Source organism: Achromobacter sp. K91 (assembly GCF_003576205.1).
Taxonomy (GTDB): Bacteria; Pseudomonadota; Gammaproteobacteria; order Burkholderiales; family Burkholderiaceae_B; genus Achromobacter; species Achromobacter aegrifaciens.
On sequence record NZ_QWFB01000031.1, the window covers coordinates 21,584 to 40,316 of the forward strand.

Annotated in this window: 14 protein-coding genes; 11 read left to right on the forward strand and 3 right to left on the reverse strand. The window is 66.1% G+C overall.

Annotated elements, in window-relative coordinates:
* Positions 1–94: 94 nt before the first annotated feature.
* Positions 95–1,201, reverse strand: a complete 1,107-nt coding sequence (locus DXK93_RS13605; RefSeq protein ID WP_013396215.1) for a glycosyltransferase — start codon at positions 1,199–1,201, stop codon at positions 95–97.
* A gap of 779 nt (positions 1,202–1,980) precedes the next feature.
* Positions 1,981–2,658, reverse strand: a complete 678-nt coding sequence (coq7, locus tag DXK93_RS13610) for a 2-polyprenyl-3-methyl-6-methoxy-1,4-benzoquinone monooxygenase (RefSeq protein WP_119450315.1) — start codon at positions 2,656–2,658, stop codon at positions 1,981–1,983.
* 124 nt (positions 2,659–2,782) lie between these two features.
* Between coq7 and DXK93_RS13615 the strand changes: the two genes are divergently transcribed.
* The 4 genes from DXK93_RS13615 (at position 2,783) to DXK93_RS13630 (ending at position 7,301) form a co-directional block, all read left to right on the forward strand.
* A complete protein-coding gene (locus DXK93_RS13615) occupies positions 2,783–3,226 on the forward strand; it encodes an OsmC family protein (protein ID WP_119450316.1) in 444 nt (147 codons plus the stop codon).
* A gap of 110 nt (positions 3,227–3,336) precedes the next feature.
* A complete protein-coding gene (locus DXK93_RS13620; RefSeq protein ID WP_054451978.1) occupies positions 3,337–4,308 on the forward strand; it encodes a thymidylate synthase in 972 nt (323 codons plus the stop codon).
* 359 nt (positions 4,309–4,667) lie between these two features.
* Positions 4,668–6,731 carry a bifunctional diguanylate cyclase/phosphodiesterase gene (locus tag DXK93_RS13625; RefSeq protein WP_119450317.1) on the forward strand — a complete coding sequence of 688 codons (2,064 nt, stop codon included), beginning with the start codon at positions 4,668–4,670 and terminating at the stop codon, positions 6,729–6,731.
* Between the two features lie 84 nt (positions 6,732–6,815).
* The gene (locus tag DXK93_RS13630; protein ID WP_054451980.1) at positions 6,816–7,301 is read left to right on the forward strand and encodes a dihydrofolate reductase; all 486 of its coding nucleotides are present in this window, start codon (positions 6,816–6,818) and stop codon (positions 7,299–7,301) included.
* Position 7,302: 1 nt separating this feature from the next.
* Here DXK93_RS13630 and DXK93_RS13635 read toward each other — a convergent pair whose 3' ends face one another.
* Entirely contained in the window at positions 7,303–8,724 is a 1,422-nt protein-coding gene (locus DXK93_RS13635) for a PLP-dependent aminotransferase family protein (RefSeq protein ID WP_054451981.1), read from the reverse strand.
* Positions 8,725–8,885: 161 nt separating this feature from the next.
* Here DXK93_RS13635 and DXK93_RS13640 point away from each other — a divergent pair, with 161 nt between their 5' ends.
* The 7 genes from DXK93_RS13640 to DXK93_RS13670 all read left to right on the forward strand — a co-directional run bounded on the left by DXK93_RS13640 (position 8,886) and on the right by DXK93_RS13670 (position 18,732).
* Positions 8,886–10,211, forward strand: coding sequence for an aspartate aminotransferase family protein (locus DXK93_RS13640; RefSeq protein WP_054451982.1), 1,326 nt, complete (start codon positions 8,886–8,888; stop codon positions 10,209–10,211).
* A 91-nt stretch (positions 10,212–10,302) separates the two neighbouring features.
* On the forward strand, positions 10,303–11,796 hold the full coding sequence (locus DXK93_RS13645) for a CoA-acylating methylmalonate-semialdehyde dehydrogenase (RefSeq protein WP_054451983.1): 1,494 nt from the start codon (positions 10,303–10,305) through the stop codon (positions 11,794–11,796).
* A gap of 204 nt (positions 11,797–12,000) precedes the next feature.
* Positions 12,001–13,509, forward strand: a complete 1,509-nt coding sequence (locus DXK93_RS13650) for a M81 family metallopeptidase (RefSeq protein ID WP_119450318.1) — start codon at positions 12,001–12,003, stop codon at positions 13,507–13,509.
* Positions 13,510–13,591: 82 nt separating this feature from the next.
* A complete protein-coding gene (locus tag DXK93_RS13655) occupies positions 13,592–15,157 on the forward strand; it encodes an ABC transporter substrate-binding protein (RefSeq protein ID WP_054451985.1) in 1,566 nt (521 codons plus the stop codon).
* A 26-nt stretch (positions 15,158–15,183) separates the two neighbouring features.
* Positions 15,184–16,125: an ABC transporter permease gene (locus DXK93_RS13660; protein WP_054451986.1), complete on the forward strand. Its 942-nt coding sequence runs from the start codon at positions 15,184–15,186 to the stop codon at positions 16,123–16,125.
* 4 nt (positions 16,126–16,129) lie between these two features.
* Positions 16,130–17,035 carry an ABC transporter permease gene (locus DXK93_RS13665; protein WP_119450319.1) on the forward strand — a complete coding sequence of 302 codons (906 nt, stop codon included), beginning with the start codon at positions 16,130–16,132 and terminating at the stop codon, positions 17,033–17,035.
* A gap of 5 nt (positions 17,036–17,040) precedes the next feature.
* Complete coding sequence (locus tag DXK93_RS13670) at positions 17,041–18,732, forward strand: ABC transporter ATP-binding protein (protein ID WP_054451988.1); 1,692 nt, start codon at positions 17,041–17,043, stop codon at positions 18,730–18,732.
* Position 18,733 lies beyond the last annotated feature (1 nt).

An 18,733-nucleotide genomic window follows, 5' to 3' on the forward strand; every position in this document is an offset into this window, starting at 1 on the left:
CTTCACCGTAGAACGATTACGGCATTTCAAATATGGTCGGGTGATTAGAAAAAGATTACCGAGCCCCCGGCGGCAGTCGCCGGGGCGCCCAAAACTAATCGGAAGTCCGCAAAACGGATGGCAGCAGCAGCCAGCCTGGACGACGCCAGGACACAAGCCGCGAATACAGCCAGATATAGACGGCGGCGAACACCACCAGGCTGGCGCACAGCGCCCAGGCGTTGTCCCACCAGATGGTCGCGGGCACCAGGCCGATCAGGGCCAGCACCCACATGTAAGGCGAGGCCAGCGCATTGCACAGCGCCGGCACCGCATGCCGCCGGCCGCGGCTGAACGTGACACGCACCAGACGGCGGAACACCAGCTGGTGCAGGTGCAGCGCATCCGGCTGGTCCACCGGCACGCCGCGCTTGAAGCGGCGGCGCCAGATCGAAAAACCGGTTTCGAAGACGGGATAGAACAACACCGCCAGCGCGTAGAACGGCGACACCGAAGGATTGCGCACTACCAGCAGCACGGCCAGCTCGGCCAGCATGAAGCCCAGGAAGTACGCGCCGCCATCGCCCAGGAACACGCGCCCGAACGGGAAGTTCCAGACCAGGAAGCCCAGCGTGGCCGAGGCCAGCGCCGCCGCCACCAGGAAAATCGGCACGTCGCCCACTTGCAGCGCCACCAGGCTGATCGAGACGGCCATCAGCGTGGCCACCATGCCGGCCAGGCCGTTCATGCCGTCAACGATATTAAGCGCGTGCGTACAGCCGCCCACCGCGAACATGGTGAACAGCAGCGACACCGGCCAGAAGGAAAGCACGTAATCCACCGGCGCCATGCCCACGCGGCTGACGCCGCCCAGCAGCCACCAGGCGATCGCGGCCGACAGGAAGGCCGCCAGCAGGCGCTTGCTGGCGCCGATGTCCTTGGTGATGTCTTCCAGCAGGCCGGCCACGAACACGGGCAGCGCCGCGACGAATAGCGCGGGCCACAGCCAGGTCAGCGTCATGTTGCTGGGTCCAAGAACCAGCAGGCCCGCCAGCGTGCCCGCGAGCACTGCCAGCCCGCCGACGCGGGGCGTGGCGCGGGAATGGTTGGCTTGGGGCTTGTTGAGGTCGCTGTCGCCGGTGAAGGCGCCATGCCAGCGCTCCGACGCCACGATGAGTCCCCCCACCATGAATGCGACCACGCAAATGTACAGCCAGGTCACCGAGTCACCTCTGGTTGGTCTATCGAGACAGGCCCGCCATTATCGGAGGCAGGTGTAACGCCCATATATGGGAGGAATAAGGAAGTGCAATTCACCGGCACAGAACGTAACGCATTGCGCCATACCGGCAGCACCAGCTTGGAACTGCCATTTGGCTCGATCGCCAAGGCGAAACCGCGCAAGCGCGGAAATAGGGATTTCATGGAACGATTGTAGAACTTTCCGCCCTGGCGCACGCGAAATATCCAAGGGAAAACGCGCAGACCGCCCCCTGGCATAAGTGCCATGAAGGGCTACGGTCGATGCTCTGTTCCAGTTAAATGGGGACACATTTAAAACATCGAAAAAAAAGCCCGAGATCGTGAGATCTCGGGCTAAATCCACCAAAGGAGGAGGGTGGAGGAGACAACCGTGGCATGTTGGGAGCCGGCCTTCTGCTCGCTACGCTTTCGGGGTTTTGCACCGCGCCGACTGCGTTTCAACATCCGATGAATGAATAGTACCGAGGTTTTTTGTGCGATGCAAGAATTTTTTTAGTCTGCCGCACAAGGGATTTTTTGCGTTGCAAATTTGCCGCAAAACCCTAAGCACCCCTCTGGAAACCCGCGCCAATCAATGCCTGTTCCAAGAACAGGGTTTTTGCCGAATGGGTAAACCCACCCGGGGCTTACCCTAGCCATCATCGGGTTATCCCGCTCTGGATTTCGCACCAGAACGGTGCGCGCGGCACCAAGTTGCAGCTATTTTTGCGCATTGCAACATTTCGCTTTCCAACTGCTTCAGACCCAGTAAGCGGTAGTCGTCATGACCTTGGACATCGCCCGCATCGCGGCCTTCACTGGCGCCGGCAAGGGCACTCCACCCGCCGCTTCCGCGCTGGCGCGATGCTGCGCCTCGTCCTCTTTCATCTTCTGCACGATCTGGCGCGACCGCTCGTCTTGCACCGGCAAGGTGCGCAGATGTTCTTCCAGATGCGCTTCCACCTGTTTTTCGGTTTCCGCCATGAAACCCAGATTGCGCGGCACGCCGGCGTAGCTGGCCAGCACGCCGAGCGCAAACGAACCCGCGTACCAAACCGGATTCAGCAGGCTGGGGCGGCTGCCCAGTTCCGTCAGCCTTTGATTGCACCAGGCCAGATGATCCACTTCCTCGGAAGCCGCGTTCAGCAGCAATGCCCGCGGCGCGGGTTCGCGGCATACCGAAGCCTGGCCCCGGTACAGCGCCTGGGCGCAGACCTCGCCGACATGATTCACCCGCATCAAGCCGGCCGCGTGGCGCTTTTCCTGGGCCGACAGGGCTTGCGGCGCCTCATCGGCGGTGGCCGGATACGGACGGCCGGCCGTGGCGCTGCCGGACAGCACCCGCAACGCGCGGTCGGCCTCGGCCAGCAGGGCATCCACGGGGTTGATGCGGCGCAGGAAGGAAACGGGGCTGGGGCGTGACAGAGCGGTGGACATAGGGCAACTCCTCGGCAAGGCTGGCGCACACACCCCTGATGCGGGGCGGGGCTCTCATGCCCGGAATTGTACGCAACAGGTATCATCAGCCATTGACAGCGCTCAAGCTCAAGGACACGACAATATGGAATGCACGATCGACTGGGGCGGCCCGAACGGCATGCTCTTCACCGCCAGCACCGGCAGCGGCCACGTGGCCGTGATGGACGGCGCCGTGGACGGCGGCGGGCACAATCTGGCCCCCCGTCCCATGGAAATGCTGCTGGCCGGCACCGGCGGCTGCACCGCCTATGACGTGGTACTGATCCTCAAGCGCGGGCGCCATGCCGTCAGCGGCTGCAGCGTCAAGCTCCAGGCCGACCGCGCCGATACCGACCCCAAGGTCTTCACCCGCATCCATTTCGCCTTCACCGTTACCGGCCACAACCTGCCGCGCGCCGCGGTCGAGCGCGCGGTGCAGCTGTCGCACGAAAAATACTGCTCGGCCTCGGCCATGCTGGAGAAGACTGCGGCGCTGACCTTCTCGGTCGAGATCGTCGACACGCAGGAAACGCCGGCCGCCGCCTGAACCGCGCCCGCGTGGTGTAATTCATCTATTCCTAACTTATAAGAGCCGCCGCGATCCGTTCGCGGCGGCTGTCTGCGTCACCCGCCGGGCGAGCGTGCGCAAGGACCGCCATGAAACAATACCTGGACCTCGTTCAATCCATCCTGGACACCGGCGCGTGGCAGGAGAACCGCACGGGCATACGCACCCTGAGCATGCCGGGCGCATCGCTGCGCTTCGACCTGCAAAAAGGGTTCCCCGCAGTGACCACGAAGAAGCTGGCCTTCAAGTCCGCCATCGGCGAAATGGTGGGTTTTCTGCGCGCCTCGCGCAGCGCAGCGGAATTCCGCGAGCTTGGCTGCAAGGTCTGGGACCAGAATGCCAACGAGAACAGCCAGTGGCTGGCCAACCCGTACCGTGAAGGACCCGACGACCTGGGCCCGGTCTACGGCGTGCAATGGCGCCAGTGGCCGGCCTACAAGATGCTGGACGCCAGCCGCTCGGCGCAGATCGCCGACGCCCTGTCGCGCGGCTACGCCAAGGTCTCCGATCTGGAGGAAGGCGGCGTGCCCAAGGTGCTGCTCTACAAGGCGGTGGACCAGCTGCGGCAATGCCTGGACACCATCCATGAGCGGCCCGGCGACCGCCGCATCCTGTTCCACGGCTGGAACTGGGCGCAGATCGAGGAAATGGCGCTGCCGCCGTGTCACCTGCTCTACCAATTCCTGCCGAACGCGACGACCCGCGAGATATCGCTGTGCCTGTACATCCGTTCCAACGACGTCGGTTTGGGCACGCCATTCAATCTCACCGAAGGTGCGGCCCTGCTGCATCTGGTCGGCCGACTGACTGGCTACACGCCGCGCTGGTTCACCTATTTCATCGGCGACGCGCACATTTACGAAAACCACCTGCCGATGCTGCGTGAGCAACTCACGCGCGAGCCCTACGAAGCACCCACGCTGGTGCTGTCGGACCGCATTCCCGATTTCGCGGTGACCGGACGCTATGAGCCCGAATGGCTGGAGAAGGTGGAACCCAGCGACTTTTCATTGTCGGGCTACACCCACCACGCCCCCCTCACCGCCGCCATGGCCGTATAGACCGTGGCAGCCTGCGTGCTCATGGCCGCAGGTGAAGATTGGTGAGCATCTGGAAGCGTGTTTTCGGTATAACCCATCCCTTAGCCATGGACGCGCGTCCAGAAATGCCCGCGCGCCATTGCTTCCGACCGGCACCTGCCGCGCCGTGCCTGTCGCTCGCCGCGACCCGGGCAGTCCGCCCGGCAGCGCCGTCCGCAGGCGTTGCTCAGCCGCACTCCCCTTCCCAAAAAGAGAGCACGTGTATCACCAGCGTCGACCGCCGAATTCTGTCTTGCGACCGACTTGCAACCATAGACTACCAATTGAATTGATATGAAGCCCGCGCGGCGGCAGCATGCGCCAAGGACAGGACCCTACAAATGCTCGTCGGAACTTATAACCCTTCGCTCGTCCTCGTATCTCTAGGAGTCGCCATCCTGGCGTCGTACACGGCGTTGGGCATGGCCAACCGCGTCAGGGCCTCGCACGGGTTGCCCAGCGCGCGCTACTGGTTGGCGGGCGGCGCGTTCGCGATGGGCGTGGGCATCTGGTCCATGCACTTCGTGGGCATGCTGGCCTTCAGCCTGCCCATTGCCATGGGTTACGACCTGCCCCTGACCGTCCTGTCGCTGGTCATTGCCATCGGCTGCTCCGCCTTCGCGCTATGGACCGTAAGCAAGGATGAGCTGCCGCGGCGACGGCTGATGATCGGCGCCCTGCTCATGGGAGCCGGCATCGCGGCGATGCACTACCTCGGCATGGCCGCCATGCTCATGGAACCCGGCATCGTCTACGACGCCAAATGGTTCGCGCTGTCCATCGTGATTGCCGTGGCCGCCTCCGGCGCGGCGCTGTGGATCACCTACCGGCTGCGCCACGGCGGCCCCCGCGTGGTCTGGTCGCGGCCGCTGGCGGCAGTGATCATGGGCATCGCCATCGTCGGCATGCACTACACCGGCATGGCCGCCGCCGGATTCCCCGCGGGCAGCATCTGCATGGCGGCCAACAGCGGCATTTCGGCCGGCTGGCTGGCCATCGCCGTGACCGCGGTGACCCTGAGCGTGCTGGCCATCGCCCTGCTGGTCGCGGTGCTGGACAACCGGCTGGAGGCGCGCACCTCGGCCCTGGCTTCTTCGTTGGCCGAGGCCAACGAAGAACTGGTGCAACTGGCGCTGCACGACACGCTGACCAAGCTGCCCAACCGCATCCTGCTGGAAGACCGGCTGGAGCAGGCGATCGAAAGCGCCAGCCGCCGCAAGGGCTACTTCGCGGTCCTGTTCTTCGACCTGGACGGCTTCAAGGCGGTCAATGACGCCTACGGACACCACACCGGCGACGCTTTGCTGATCGACCTGGCGCAGCGCATCCGCCAGGCCCTGCGCACGCAGGACACCGTGGCGCGCCTGGGCGGCGACGAGTTCATCGTGCTGAGCGAAGTGATCGAACCCACCGACGCAGCCAACGTCGCCGACCGCCTCATCGACGCCATCGCACGACCCGTCACTGTCTACGGGCATGAGGTGATGGTGACCTCGAGCGTGGGCATCGCCATCTATCCCAGCGACGGCCAGGACACCCACGCCCTGCTGACCAACGCCGATGCGGCGATGTACCACGCCAAGCGCCTGGGCGGCACTGGCTACAGCTTCTTCGAACCATCCATGAATGCGGACGCGCACGAGCAGATCGAACTGCTGCACGACCTGCGCCTGGCGCAGGAGCGCAACCAGCTCGTCCTGCACTACCAACCCAAGTACGAAGCGCCCGCCGGCCCCATCATCGGCGCCGAGGCGCTGCTGCGCTGGAACCACCCGACCCGCGGCCTGGTGGGCCCGGACCAGTTCATCCCCACGGCGGAAAAGACCGGCCTGATCCTGTCCATCGGCGAATGGGTGATCAACGAGGCCTGCCGCCAGATGCGGGAATGGATCAACGCCGGCCAGGGCCACTGGACCGTCGCCGTCAATATCTCGGCCCTGCAGTTCGCCCACGCCAGCCTGGTGGAAACGGTACGCTCGGCCCTGGACCGCCATGGCGTGCCGCCGGCCTGCCTGACCCTGGAAGTGACCGAGTCCACCGCCATGCGCGACGCCGAGGCCAGCCTGGCGGTGCTCAAGCGCCTGTCGAACCTGGGCGTGACGATTTCGATCGACGACTTCGGCACCGGCTATTCCAGCCTGCTCTATCTGAAGCGGCTCCCGGCCACCGAGCTGAAGATCGACCGCGGCTTCGTCAACCAGTTGGAGAACGACAACGAGGACGCCGCCATCGTCTCGGCCATCGTCGCGCTGGCGCAGCAACTCAACCTGCGCATCGTCGCCGAGGGCGTGGAAACGCCGGCGCAACAGAAGTTCCTGACGGGCCTGGGCTGCGATTCGCTGCAGGGCTTCCTGCTGGGCAAACCCATGCCCGCCACCGAATTCCTGGAACACGCGGTCGACTGAGCGGCCCGCGCGGCGCGAGCCGCCGCGCAAATTTGCTACGCTTGCCGTAGCCAACCGGCCGAACTCCTACCGTCCCGACCCCGCATGCCCGCCAGCCTTACCCTCATCGTCGCCTACTCCACCAATCGCGCCATCGGACGCGACAATGCCCTGCCCTGGAAACTGCCGGGCGATCTGGCGCATTTCAAGCGCAGCACCCTGGGCCACCCCATCATCATGGGCCGCAAGACCTGGGACTCGCTGGGTCGGCCGTTGCCCGGCCGCAGCAACATCGTGATCAGCCGCAACCCCGATTTCAGCGCTGCGGGCGCCATCGTGGTGCCGTCGCTCGAAGCAGCGATCCAGGCCTGCGGCGACATCGATGCGGCCTATGTGATCGGCGGCGCGCAGATCTACGCGCAAGCCCTGCCGCTGGCCCAGCGCGTGCTGGCCACTGAAGTCCGCGCCGAGGTTGAAGGCGACGCCTTCTTCCCCCTGCTGCCCGCCTTCCAATGGAAGGAAACGGCGCGCGAAGCGCAGCCGGCCGAAAACGGCTACGAATACGATTTCGTGACTTACGAGCGCCAGTGACTCAGGCCGCCGCCCCGGCATTTCGCATGAAGCGCCAGAGCGCTGGCGCCTCCGAGTAAGCGACGTTGAAACGCACCCAGGGCGTATCGGCCTCGTCCGCCTCGAAATAGGAACCGGGCGCCAGCCAGATCCCGTCCTTCAGCGCCAGTTCCGCGAGTCCGTTGGCGCCGCGTTCGCGCCACTGCCCGGCCACCTTGGCCCACAGAAAGAGGCCGCCTTGCGGCCTCCCATATATCTCGAAGCCATGCTGCGCCATCAGCTCGCCCACGCCGGCATGGGCCTCTGCCAGCCGTTCGCGGGTGCGGGCGATGTGGGCACGGTAGCGGCCTTCGCGGATGACCTGGTGGACGATGCGCTCCATGATCTCCGGCGAGGTCAGGCCCACCGCCATCTTGGTGCGCGCGATGTCGCGCGCCAGATCGCGATGCGCCACCACGTAGCCCACCCGCACCGATGGACTGATGACCTTGGAGTAGCCGCCCAGGTAGACCACGCGCCGCGCCCCATCCAGGGCGGCCAGCATAGGCGTTACGCCGGGCGCAAGTTCGCGCGAGATATCGTCTTCCACCACCCACAGGCCATGCCGCTCGGCCGCCTGCAGGATGCGGAAGGCATTGGCCATGCTGATGCTGGCGCCCGACGGGTTCTGCAAGGCGGTGTTGACGACCAGCGCTCTCGGCCGGTGGCGAGCCACCACCGCTTCCAGCGCCTCGCAGTCCAGCCCGTCCGGCGTGCGGGGCACGGACACCGCCCGCAAGCCAGCCAGACGCAGCATCTGCAGCAGGTTGGCGTAGGCGGGCTGTTCCACCACCACCGTGTCGCCCGGCCGCAGCAGGGTGCGTATCACCATGTCCAGCCCGTGCGTCACGCCCTGGGTCAGCACGACCTGCGAGGCCTCGACCTCCATGCCCTGCGCGCTCAGGCTGGCCGCGATGGTCTCGCGCAGCGGCGCGTAGCCGTAGGGATGGCCGTAGTTCGCGATACGCATGGCCGGCACCCGCCCCATATGGCGCAGGGCCATGTGCAGCCCCTCTTCGTTCAACCATTCGCCCGGCAGCCAGCCGCAGCCCGATTTGATGGGGATGGAATGGTCCGCGAAGATATCCGACAGCAGCCAGCCGGCGTTCAGGCGCGGCGGCTCCCAGGATGGCGGCTGGGCGGGGCGCGCCGGCGCGTCCGGCGTCGCGACCCGATAGCCCGCGCCCGGCCGCGCCGCCAGCCAGCCCAGCGATACCAGCCGGCTGTAGGCGCTGGCCACCGTGAAGGTGCTGACGTCATACAGGCGAGCAAACTCCCGCACCGAGGGTAGGGACATACCCGGACGCAGTGTCTGTTCTTCGATGGCGCGCAGGATGGCGGCGACCAGCTGCTCGACCAGGGTCGGCGCCTGGCCACGAGCGCGGTTGGGCTGGAAATCGATCACGGAGATAACTGTACAGTTGTGTCGTTCATAACTATACAGTTAGCCGCATTTGCGCGGATCGTATATTTTCATTCCTATCCGGACGCACCAGAATCGTTTCAATCCCGCTGGCTGCACAACCGTCGCCCAAGTCCAGCGCTTGTCCGTCCCCTGGAGCCGCCATGAACGCCCCCGACAAACTGCCCGACCTGTCCCACCTCTGGATGCCCTTCACTGCCAACAAGCAGTTCAAGGCCCACCCGCGCATGCTGGCGACCGCCAAGGGCATGTATTACACCTCGACCGACGGCCGCCAGATTCTGGACGGCACGGCAGGTCTGTGGTGCGTCAACGCCGGCCACGGCCGCGAGGAAATCGTCGCCGCGATCTCCAAGCAGGCAGGCGTGATGGACTACGCGCCGGGCTTCCAGCTGGGCCACCCGCTGGCCTTCGAGGCCGCGACCGCCGTCGCCAGCATGATGCCGCAGGGCCTGGACCGGGTTTTCTTCACGAACTCGGGCTCCGAATCCGTCGACACCTGCCTGAAGATCGCCCTGGCCTATCACCGCGCCCGCGGCGAAGGCCAGCGCACCCGCCTGATCGGCCGCGAGCGCGGCTACCACGGCGTAGGCTTCGGCGGCATCTCGGTCGGCGGCATCTCGACCAACCGCAAGACCTTCTCCGGCGCGCTGCTGCCCGCCGTGGATCATCTGCCGCACACCCACAACATCGAGCAAAACGCCTATTCCAAGGGCCAGCCGGCCTGGGGCGCGCACCTTGCCGACGAACTGGAGCGCATCGTCGCCCTGCACGACCCGTCCACCATCGCCGCGGTCATCGTCGAACCCATGGCGGGTTCGACCGGCGTGCTGATCCCGCCCAAGGGCTATCTGGAAAAGTTGCGCGAGATCACCTCCAAGCACGGCATCCTGCTGATATTCGACGAAGTCATCACCGCGTACGGCCGCCTGGGCGCCGCCACGGCCTCCGAGTTCTTCGGCGTCACGCCGGACATCATCGCCATGGCCAAGGGCGTGAGCAACGCCGCCGTGCCGGCTGGCGCGGTCGCGGTCAAGCGCGAAGTGCATGACGCCATCGTCAACGGCCCGGCCGGCGGCATCGAGTTCTTCCACGGCTACACCTATTCGGCGCACCCGCTGGCCGCCGCCGCCATCCTGGCCACGCTGGACATCTACCGCCGCGAAGACCTGTTCGGCCGCGCCCGCAAGCTGTCCGGCGCCTTCCAGGAAGCCGCCCACAGCCTGAAGGGCGCGCCGCACGTCATCGACGTGCGCAACCTGGGTCTGGTCTGCGGCATTGAGCTCGCGCCGCGCGCGGGCGCTCCCGGCGCGCGCGCCGCCGAAGTCTTCCAGAAGTGCTTCGACAGCGGCCTGATGGTGCGGTACACCGGCGACATCATCGCGATCTCGCCCCCGCTCATCATCGAAGAGGCGCAGATCGGCCAGATCTTCGAACAGATCGGCCGCATCCTGAAAGAAGTCGCCTGATCGTCCGCCGCCCCGCGAGGGGCGGTTTTTCGCCTGGGCGGCCGACGGCCGCCCTGTGGCATTTTTCAAAGCCCCAGATTCGAGCGTTCCCATGAAGAAGATCCCGCATTTCATCAATGGCCAGCACTACGACGGCCGCAGCAACCGCTACGCCGACGGCTTCAACCCCGCCACCGGCGAAGTCACCGCGTCCATTCCGCTGGCGTCGAATGACGAAGTCGCGCTGGCCGTGGCCGCTGCCAAGGCCGCGTTTCCGGCCTGGTCCGAAACGCCCGCGCTCAAGCGCGCACGCATCCTGTTCAATTTCAAGGCGCTGCTGGACAAGCATCAGGACGAACTGGCAGAACTGATCACCCGCGAACATGGCAAGGTCTTCTCCGACGCCAAGGGCGAGGTCACGCGCGGCATCGAAATCGTCGAATTCGCCTGCGGCATTCCGCAGTTGATGAAGGGCCAATACTCCGACCAGATCGGCGGCGGCATCGACAACTGGAGCATGCGCCAGGCCCTGGGCGTAGTGGCCGGCATCACGCCGTTCAACTTCCCCATGATGGTGCCGTGCTGGATGTTCCCGGTGGCCATCGCCTGCGGCAACACCTTCGTGCTCAAGCCTTCCGAGCGCGACCCGTCGGCGTCCGTGCGCCTGGCCGAACTGCTGGCCGAAGCCGGCCTGCCCGAAGGCGTGTTCAACGTCGTGCACGGCGACAAGCAGGCGGTGGACGCGCTGATCGCGCATCCCGACGTCGAGGCCCTGTCCTTCGTCGGCTCGACGCCGATTGCCGAATACATCTACGCCGAAGGCACCCGCCGCGGCAAGCGCGTGCAGGCGCTGGGCGGCGCGAAGAACCACATGGTGGTCATGCCCGATGCCGACCTGGACCAGGTCACCGACGCGCTGATGGGCGCGGCCTATGGCTCGGCCGGCGAACGCTGCATGGCCATCTCGGTGGCGGTGGCGGTGGGCGACGTGGCCGACAAGGTGGTCGAACGCCTGACGCCGCGCGTCAAGGCGCTGGTGGTCAAGGACGGCATGCAAGGCGATGCGGAGATGGGCCCGCTCGTCACCTCGCAGCATCGCGGCAAGGTCGTGGGCTATATCGAAGACGGCATCGCCGCCGGCGCCACGCTGGTGGTCGACGGCCGCGGTTTGAAGGTACCTGGCAACGAAAAGGGCTTCTTCCTCGGCGGCACGCTGTTCGACAACGTCAAGCCTGCCATGAACATCTACCGCGAAGAAATCTTCGGGCCTGTGCTGTGCGTGGTGCGCGTGCCGGACTTCGCCTCGGCAGTCGAACTGATCAACGCCCATGAATTCGGCAATGGCGTGGCCTGCTTCACGTCCGACGGCGGCGTGGCGCGCGCCTTCGCGCGCCAGATCAAGGTCGGCATGGTCGGCATCAACGTGCCGATCCCGGTACCCATGGCCTGGCATTCGTTCGGCGGCTGGAAGCGCTCGCTGTTCGGCGACCATCACGCCTACGGCGAAGAAGGCATCCGCTTCTATTCGCGCTACAAGAGCGTGATGCAGCGCTGGCCCGACAGCATCGCCAAGGGCGCCGAGTTCACCATGCCTGTAGCGAAGTGAGCCCACCCCCGAAGCGCTGCGCGCTTCCCCCTCAGGCGGGCCCCCTCAAGGGGGCGTCGCTGCGGACCGGCAAAGCCGGATCCGCGCGACCCCGCTTGGGACGATCTTGCCAGTTAGTTGCGTTGTGCCCGTTTGCAGCGGGAACTGAAACGGGCGCGGCGTAGCCGCGCCTTCCTCATATCAAAAACGACAAGGGGAATCCTGATGCGCATCGGGATAGGCGGCTTTCAGCATGAGACCAATACGTTCGCGCCTTCGCGCGCGGCGTGGGAAGACTTTGCCGAGAAAGGCGGCGGCTGGCCCAAGCTGGTCAGCGGGCCCGCGATGTTCCAGGCGGTGGCGGGCGCCAACATACCGGTGGCGGGCTTCATCGAAGCCATGGGACGGCACACCTTGCTACCTACCACCTGGGCGGCGGCCAGCCCCTCGGGTCCGGTCACCAAGGATGCGTTCGAACGCATCAGCGCGATGATCCTGCAGGGGCTGTCGCAGGCGCTGCCGCTGGATGGCGTCTATCTGGACCTGCACGGCGCCATGGTCACGGAACACCTGGACGACGGCGAAGGCGAACTGCTCAAGCGCGTGCGCGAGTTGGTGGGTCCGGACGTGCCGGTCGTGGCCAGCCTGGACCTGCATGCCAACGTCACCCGCGCCATGGTGCGCCACGCGGACGCGCTGGTCTGCTATCGCACCTATCCTCACATCGACATGGCCGAAACCGGGCAGCGCGCAGCCGAACTGCTGGCCGCGCGGCTGGCGGGCGCGCCGCGGCCCTGCGTGGCCCTGCGTGCGCTGCCCTACCTGATTTCGCTGTGCTGGCAGTCCACCGACATCGAACCCTCGCGCAGCCTGTACCAGATGGTGGGCGACATCGAAGCGCGCGGCGCCCTTAGCCTGTCGTTCGCCACGGGTTTTCCCGCAGCCGACTTCCCCGAGTGCGCGCCCACCGTTTGGGCTTATGGCGCCACCCAAGCCGACGCCGACGCCGCTGCCGACGAAATGGCGCGCGCCGTGCTCAACGCCGAACGCGACTTCGGCGGCAGGCTCTACACGCCCGACGAAGCCGTGCAGGAAGCCATGCGCCTGGCGCGCGACGCGCACAAACCCGTGGTCATCGCCGACGCGCAGGACAACCCGGGCGCGGGCGGCAGCTCGGACACCACCGGCGTCTTGCGCGCCCTGATCCGGCACGATGCGCGCGACACCGCCATCGGCCTCATCGTCGACCCCGCGGCCGCGCTGGCGGCCCATCGCGCGGGCGCTGGAAACAAGGTACGTATTGCATTGGGTGGACACTCGGGTATTCCCGACGATGAACCGCTGGACACCGAGTTCATCGTCGAGAAAACTTCAGATGGACGCTTCGATACGCACGGCGCCTTCTATCGCGGCTTCCATATGGACCTGGGCCCCAGCGCCTGCCTGCGCGTGGGCGGCGTACGCATCATCGTCGCCTCCAACAAGGTGCAGATGGCCGACCAGGAGATGTTCCGCTTCGCCGGCGTGGAACCGCAACGCGCAGCGATCCTGGTGGTCAAGAGCTCCGCCCACTTCCGCGCGGATTTCACCGGCATCGCGGAAAAGATCCTGGTATGCGCGGCCCCGGGTTCCATGCTGATGGATGCGGCAAAACAACCATGGACACGGTTGCGTCCCGGCATCAGAATGGCGCCTTGCGGACCTGTCTTTTCGGGCGGGCCCGCTACCGCCTGAAGCTCGCACGCCGCCACCGCGCGGCGGACCAACGACGCAGCGGCGCGATGGCGCCGCTCACCACGCATCAAGGGGAACATTCATGCTGAAGTACGTCCGAGCGGCCGCGCTGGCCGGCGCCACCATGATGATGGCTCACGGCGCCTACGCCGAGACCGTCATCAAGTCGGTGATGCACTCGCCTCTGCGCCTGACCGACCCGCATGCCACCACCGCGTACATCACGACGTGGCACGGCTACATGATTTACGACACCCTGCTGGCCACCGACGCCGACAACAAGATCCAGCCGCAGATGCTGGAAAAGTGGGAAGTCTCCCCCGACGGCAAGACCTACACCATGACCTTGCGCGACGGCCAGAAATGGCATGACGGCAAGCCGGTGACGTCCGAGGATTGCGTCGCTTCGATCAAGCGCTGGGCCGCCGGCGACGGCATGGGCCGCACGCTGCTGAAGTTCACCGACAAGATCGAAGTCATCGACGACAAGAATTTCCGCATCGTCATGAAGGAACCCACGGACCTGGCGCTGCGCGCCCTGTCCAAGCCCACCGGCACCGCGCCGTTCATGATGCCCAAGCGCATCGCCGAACAGGCCATCGGCCAGCCCATCACGGACATGACCGGCTCGGGTCCGTTCAAGGTCATCGAATTCAAGCCGGGCGTGAAGACCGTCTACGCCAAGAACGCCGACTACGTGCCGCGCAAGGAACCCGCAAGCGGCCTGGCCGGCGGCAAGGTCGTCAACGTCGACAAGGTCGAATGGGACGTCATGCCGGATGCGCTGACCACCGCCAACGCGCTGCTGGGCGGCGAGATCGACTTCGTCGAACAGTTCCCCTATGACCTGCTGCCGATGATCGAAGGCAACAAGGATCTGAAGGAAGAGTCGCTCAGCCCGGTCGGCTACTTCACGATGTACCGCTTCAACTTCAAGTACCCGCCCTTCAACAACAAGAAGGTGCGCCAGGCCGCGATGTACGCCATCGGCCAGGAAGACGTGATGAAGGCGCTGGTCGGCAATCCGAAGTACTGGAAGACCTGCGCCTCGCTGTGGGGTTGCGGCACGCCGCTGGAAAGCGACATCGGCAAGGACATGGTGGTGCCGTCCAACATCGAGAAGGCCAAGGCGCTGCTGAAGGAAGCGGGCTACGACAACACGCCCATCCTGGTCATGCACGCGACCGACGTCGGTACGCTGTCGGCGCAGCCGGTGGTGATGGCGCAGGCGCTGCGCAAGGCCGGCTTCAACGTCAACCTGGCCGCGATGGACTGGCAAAGCGTCGCAACGCGCCGCGCCTCGAAGGCTGCGCCCGCGGAAGGCGGCTGGAACATCCACAACACCAACTGGTACGCCACCGACGTGATGGACCCGGTCCGTTCCGCCCCGGCCGCGGCCAACGGCGACAACGCCTGGTTCGGCTGGCCCGACTTCCCGCAGATCGAAGAGCTGCGCACCAAGATGGCGCTGACCTCCGACCCCGCGGAACAGAAGAAGATCGCCGAGGAAGTGCAGCGCATCGGCATCGATGAAGGCCTGTACGTGCCGCTGGGCCAGATGTCCGTGCCCACCGTCTACTCGACCAAGCTCTCGGGCCTGGTGCACGCGCCGGTGTTCGCGTTCTGGAACGTCAAGAAAGCCCCTTGATGGGCAAGTAGTTCAGGGGGAAATACATGCTGGCATTTGTCTCACGCCGGCTCCTCGCGACCATCCCCGTTCTGGTGATGGTCGCGGTGGTGGTCTTCGCGATATTGCGTTTCAGCCCGGGAGATCCGGCCATCATCATGGCGGGCGACGGCGCCACGCCCGAGCGCATCGTCCAGATACGCCAGACGATGGGCCTGGACCAGCCGGTCATCAAGCAGTTCTTCATCTGGGGCGGCAAGCTCCTGCAAGGCGACCTGGGCACTTCGCTCATGTCGGGCGTGCCGGTCACCAAGCTGATCGGCCAGCGCCTGGAACCGTCGCTCAGCCTGGCGGTGCTGACCCTGGTGTTCACCCTGCTCGTCGCCATTCCGCTGGGCGTGCTGGCTGCATGGCGCCAAGGCAAGCTGCTGGACCGCGCCGTGATGGGCTTCTCGGTGCTGGGATTCTCGGTGCCGGTCTTCGTCACGGGCTACCTGCTGATCTGGCTCTTCGCCATCAAGCTGGGCTGGTTCAACGTGCAGGGCTACGCGCCGCTGGCCAAGGGCTTCTGGCCGTACCTGCACCGCCTCATCCTGCCGTCGTTGGCCCTGTCCACGGTCTACGTGGCGCTGATCGCGCGCATCACGCGCACCAGCGTCATCGAGGTCATGGGCGAGGACTTCATCCGCACGGCGCGCTCCAAGGGCCTGGGCGAAACCGGCGTGCTGCTGGGCCACGCCCTGCGCAACGCCGCCGTGCCCATCGCCACGGTGGTGGGCCTGGGCATCGCGCTGCTGATCAGCGGCGTGGTCGTGACCGAATCGGTGTTCAACATCCCCGGCCTGGGCCGGCTGGTGGTGGAAGCCGTGCTCGCGCGCGATTACCCCGTCATCCAGGGCCTGACGCTCTTCTTCGCGTTCGTCTACGTGTTCATCAATCTTGTTGTCGATTGCGCCTACACGGTGTTCGACCCTCGGATCAGGTACTAACACCATGCAAACGCCAACCGATGCCGCCGCGCAAGCGGCCGCAGATCTCCCCGGCGGCGGCACGCCCCAAGCCACCGCCTGGCGCCAGATCCGCCAGGGCCTCAAAAGCTGGCCCGTGATGCTGGCGCTGATCGTGCTGGTGGCCGTCGTCGCCATCGCGCTGTTCGCACCGCTGCTGGGTACCGTCAACCCCACCTCGATCAACCCCGGCGCGCGCCTGAAGCCGCCCTTCTCCGATTACCTGCTGGGCACCGACGCCTTCGGCCGCGACGTCTGGTCGCGCGTGGCCTACGGCGCGCGCGTCTCGCTGATCGCGGGCCTGGGCGCGGCGCTGGTCAGCGTCGCCATCGGCTTGGTCATCGGCGTGATCGCGGGCTGGTTCCGTTCACTGGACGGGCTGATCATGCGCACCATGGACGCCATCATGGCCATCCCCGGCATCCTGCTGGCGATCGCCCTGGTATCGGTCACTGGCGCCAGCATCACGACCGTTCTGGTCGCCATCACCATCCCCGAAATTCCGCGCGTGGTGCGGCTGGTGCGCGGCCAGATCCTGACCGTGCGCGGCGAACCCTATGTCGAAGCCGCGCTGGCCCTGGGCACGCCGCTGCCGCTGCTGCTGTGGCGTCACATGGTGCCCAGCACCATCGCGCCGCTGACGGTACAGGGCACCTATGTGTTCGCGTCCGCCATGCTCACCGAAGCCATCCTGAGCTTCCTGGGCGCGGGCATCCCGCCCGAGATCGCCTCCTGGGGCAACATCATGTCCGAAGGACGCATGTACTTCCGCATGCTGCCCGGCCTGATCCTGTTCCCCGGCCTGTTCCTGTCACTGACCGTGCTCAGCGTGAACATCCTGGGCGACGCCTTGCGCGACGCGCTGGACCCGAAAATGGTGCGCAGGATCTGATGCCGATGACCTATTCCCCCACTCCTCCCGCGGGCGATACTTCGACCGCCATCCTGGCCATCCGCAACCTCTCGGTGGAAGTCGCCGGCGCCGGCAACCGCGTCGTGCGCAACCTGAGCCTGGACGTGCATGCCGGCGAAACCGTGTGCGTGGTCGGCGAGTCCGGCTCCGGCAAATCCGTCACCTCGCTGGCCGTCATGGGCCTGCTGCCTCCCGGCGTGCTGGGCGTCAGCGCGGGTTCCATCCGCGTGGAAGGCGAAGACGTGGTCACGGCCACGCAGCGCCGCCTGCGCGAGATGCGCGCCACGCGCATGGCCATGGTGTTCCAGGAACCCATGACCGCGCTGAACCCCGTGCACACGGTGGGCAAGCAGGTCGACGAAGTGCTGCGCCTGCACCGCAAGCAGATGTCGGCCGCGGAGCGCCGCGCCAAGGTGCTGGACATGTTCCGGTCGGTGCACCTGCCAGACGTCGAACGCATCTTCGAAGCCTATCCGCACCAGTTGTCGGGCGGCCAGCGCCAGCGCATCGTGATCGCCATGGCGCTGATCCTGGAGCCCAAGCTGCTGATCGCGGACGAGCCGACCACGGCGCTGGACGTCACCACGCAGAAGCAGATTCTGGCGCTCATCAAGGAACTGCAGGTCAAGCACCAGACCGCGGTGCTGTTCATCACCCACGACTTCGGCGTGGTGGCCGAGATCTCCGACCGCATCGTGGTGATGAACCGCGGCGACCTGATAGAAAGCGGCACGCGCAACGAGATCCTGGCCGAGCCCAAGCAGTCCTATACCCGTCGCCTGGTGTCGTCCGTACCCAGCCTGGTGCCCTCGCGCCGCGAGGCGCCGGCCGGCATGCCGGTGCTGCACGTCAAGGGCCTGGGCCGCACCTACGGCACCAAGAGTTCGCTGTTCTCGCGCCAGGCCGCGCGCAACGTGATCGCGGCCGCCGACGTCAACCTGACGCTGCGCAAGGGCGAGATCCTGGGCATCGTGGGCGAGTCCGGTTCAGGCAAGTCGACCGTGGCGCGCTGCATCGTGCGCCTGATCGAACCCACCGCCGGCCACATGATGATGGGCGGCGAAGACCTCAGCACCCTGTCCGGCTCGGCGCTGCGTCCTGTGCGCCGCCGCATCCAGATCGTGTTCCAGGATCCGTACCGTTCGCTGAATCCGCGCCGCACCGTCGGTGAGTCCATCATCGAGGGCCTCTTGAACTTCGGCGTGGCCCGCGAGCAGGCATTGAAGCGCGCCGGCGAAACGCTGAGCGTGGTGGGCCTGAGTCCGGACGCAATGAACCGCTACCCGCACCAGTTCTCCGGCGGCCAGCGCCAACGCATCTGCATCGCGCGCGCCCTGGTCATGGACCCCGAGGTCCTGGTGGCCGACGAAGCCGTGTCCGCATTGGACGTGTCGGTGCAGGCGCAGGTGCTGGAACTGCTGGAACAGGTGCGCCAGCGCACCGGCGTGGGCGTGCTGTTCATCACCCACGACCTGCGCGTGGCGGCACAGATCTGCGACACCATCATGGTCATGCAGCGAGGGAAGGTCGTCGAAACCGGCTCCGCCGAAACCGTGCTGACCGAACCGCGCCACGAATACACGCGGGCCCTGATCGACGCCGCCCCCGGACGCGACTGGGACTTCCGCAACTTCCGGCCGGTCGCCGCCGGCCTGGGCCACGCGGCCGCGCCCTGAA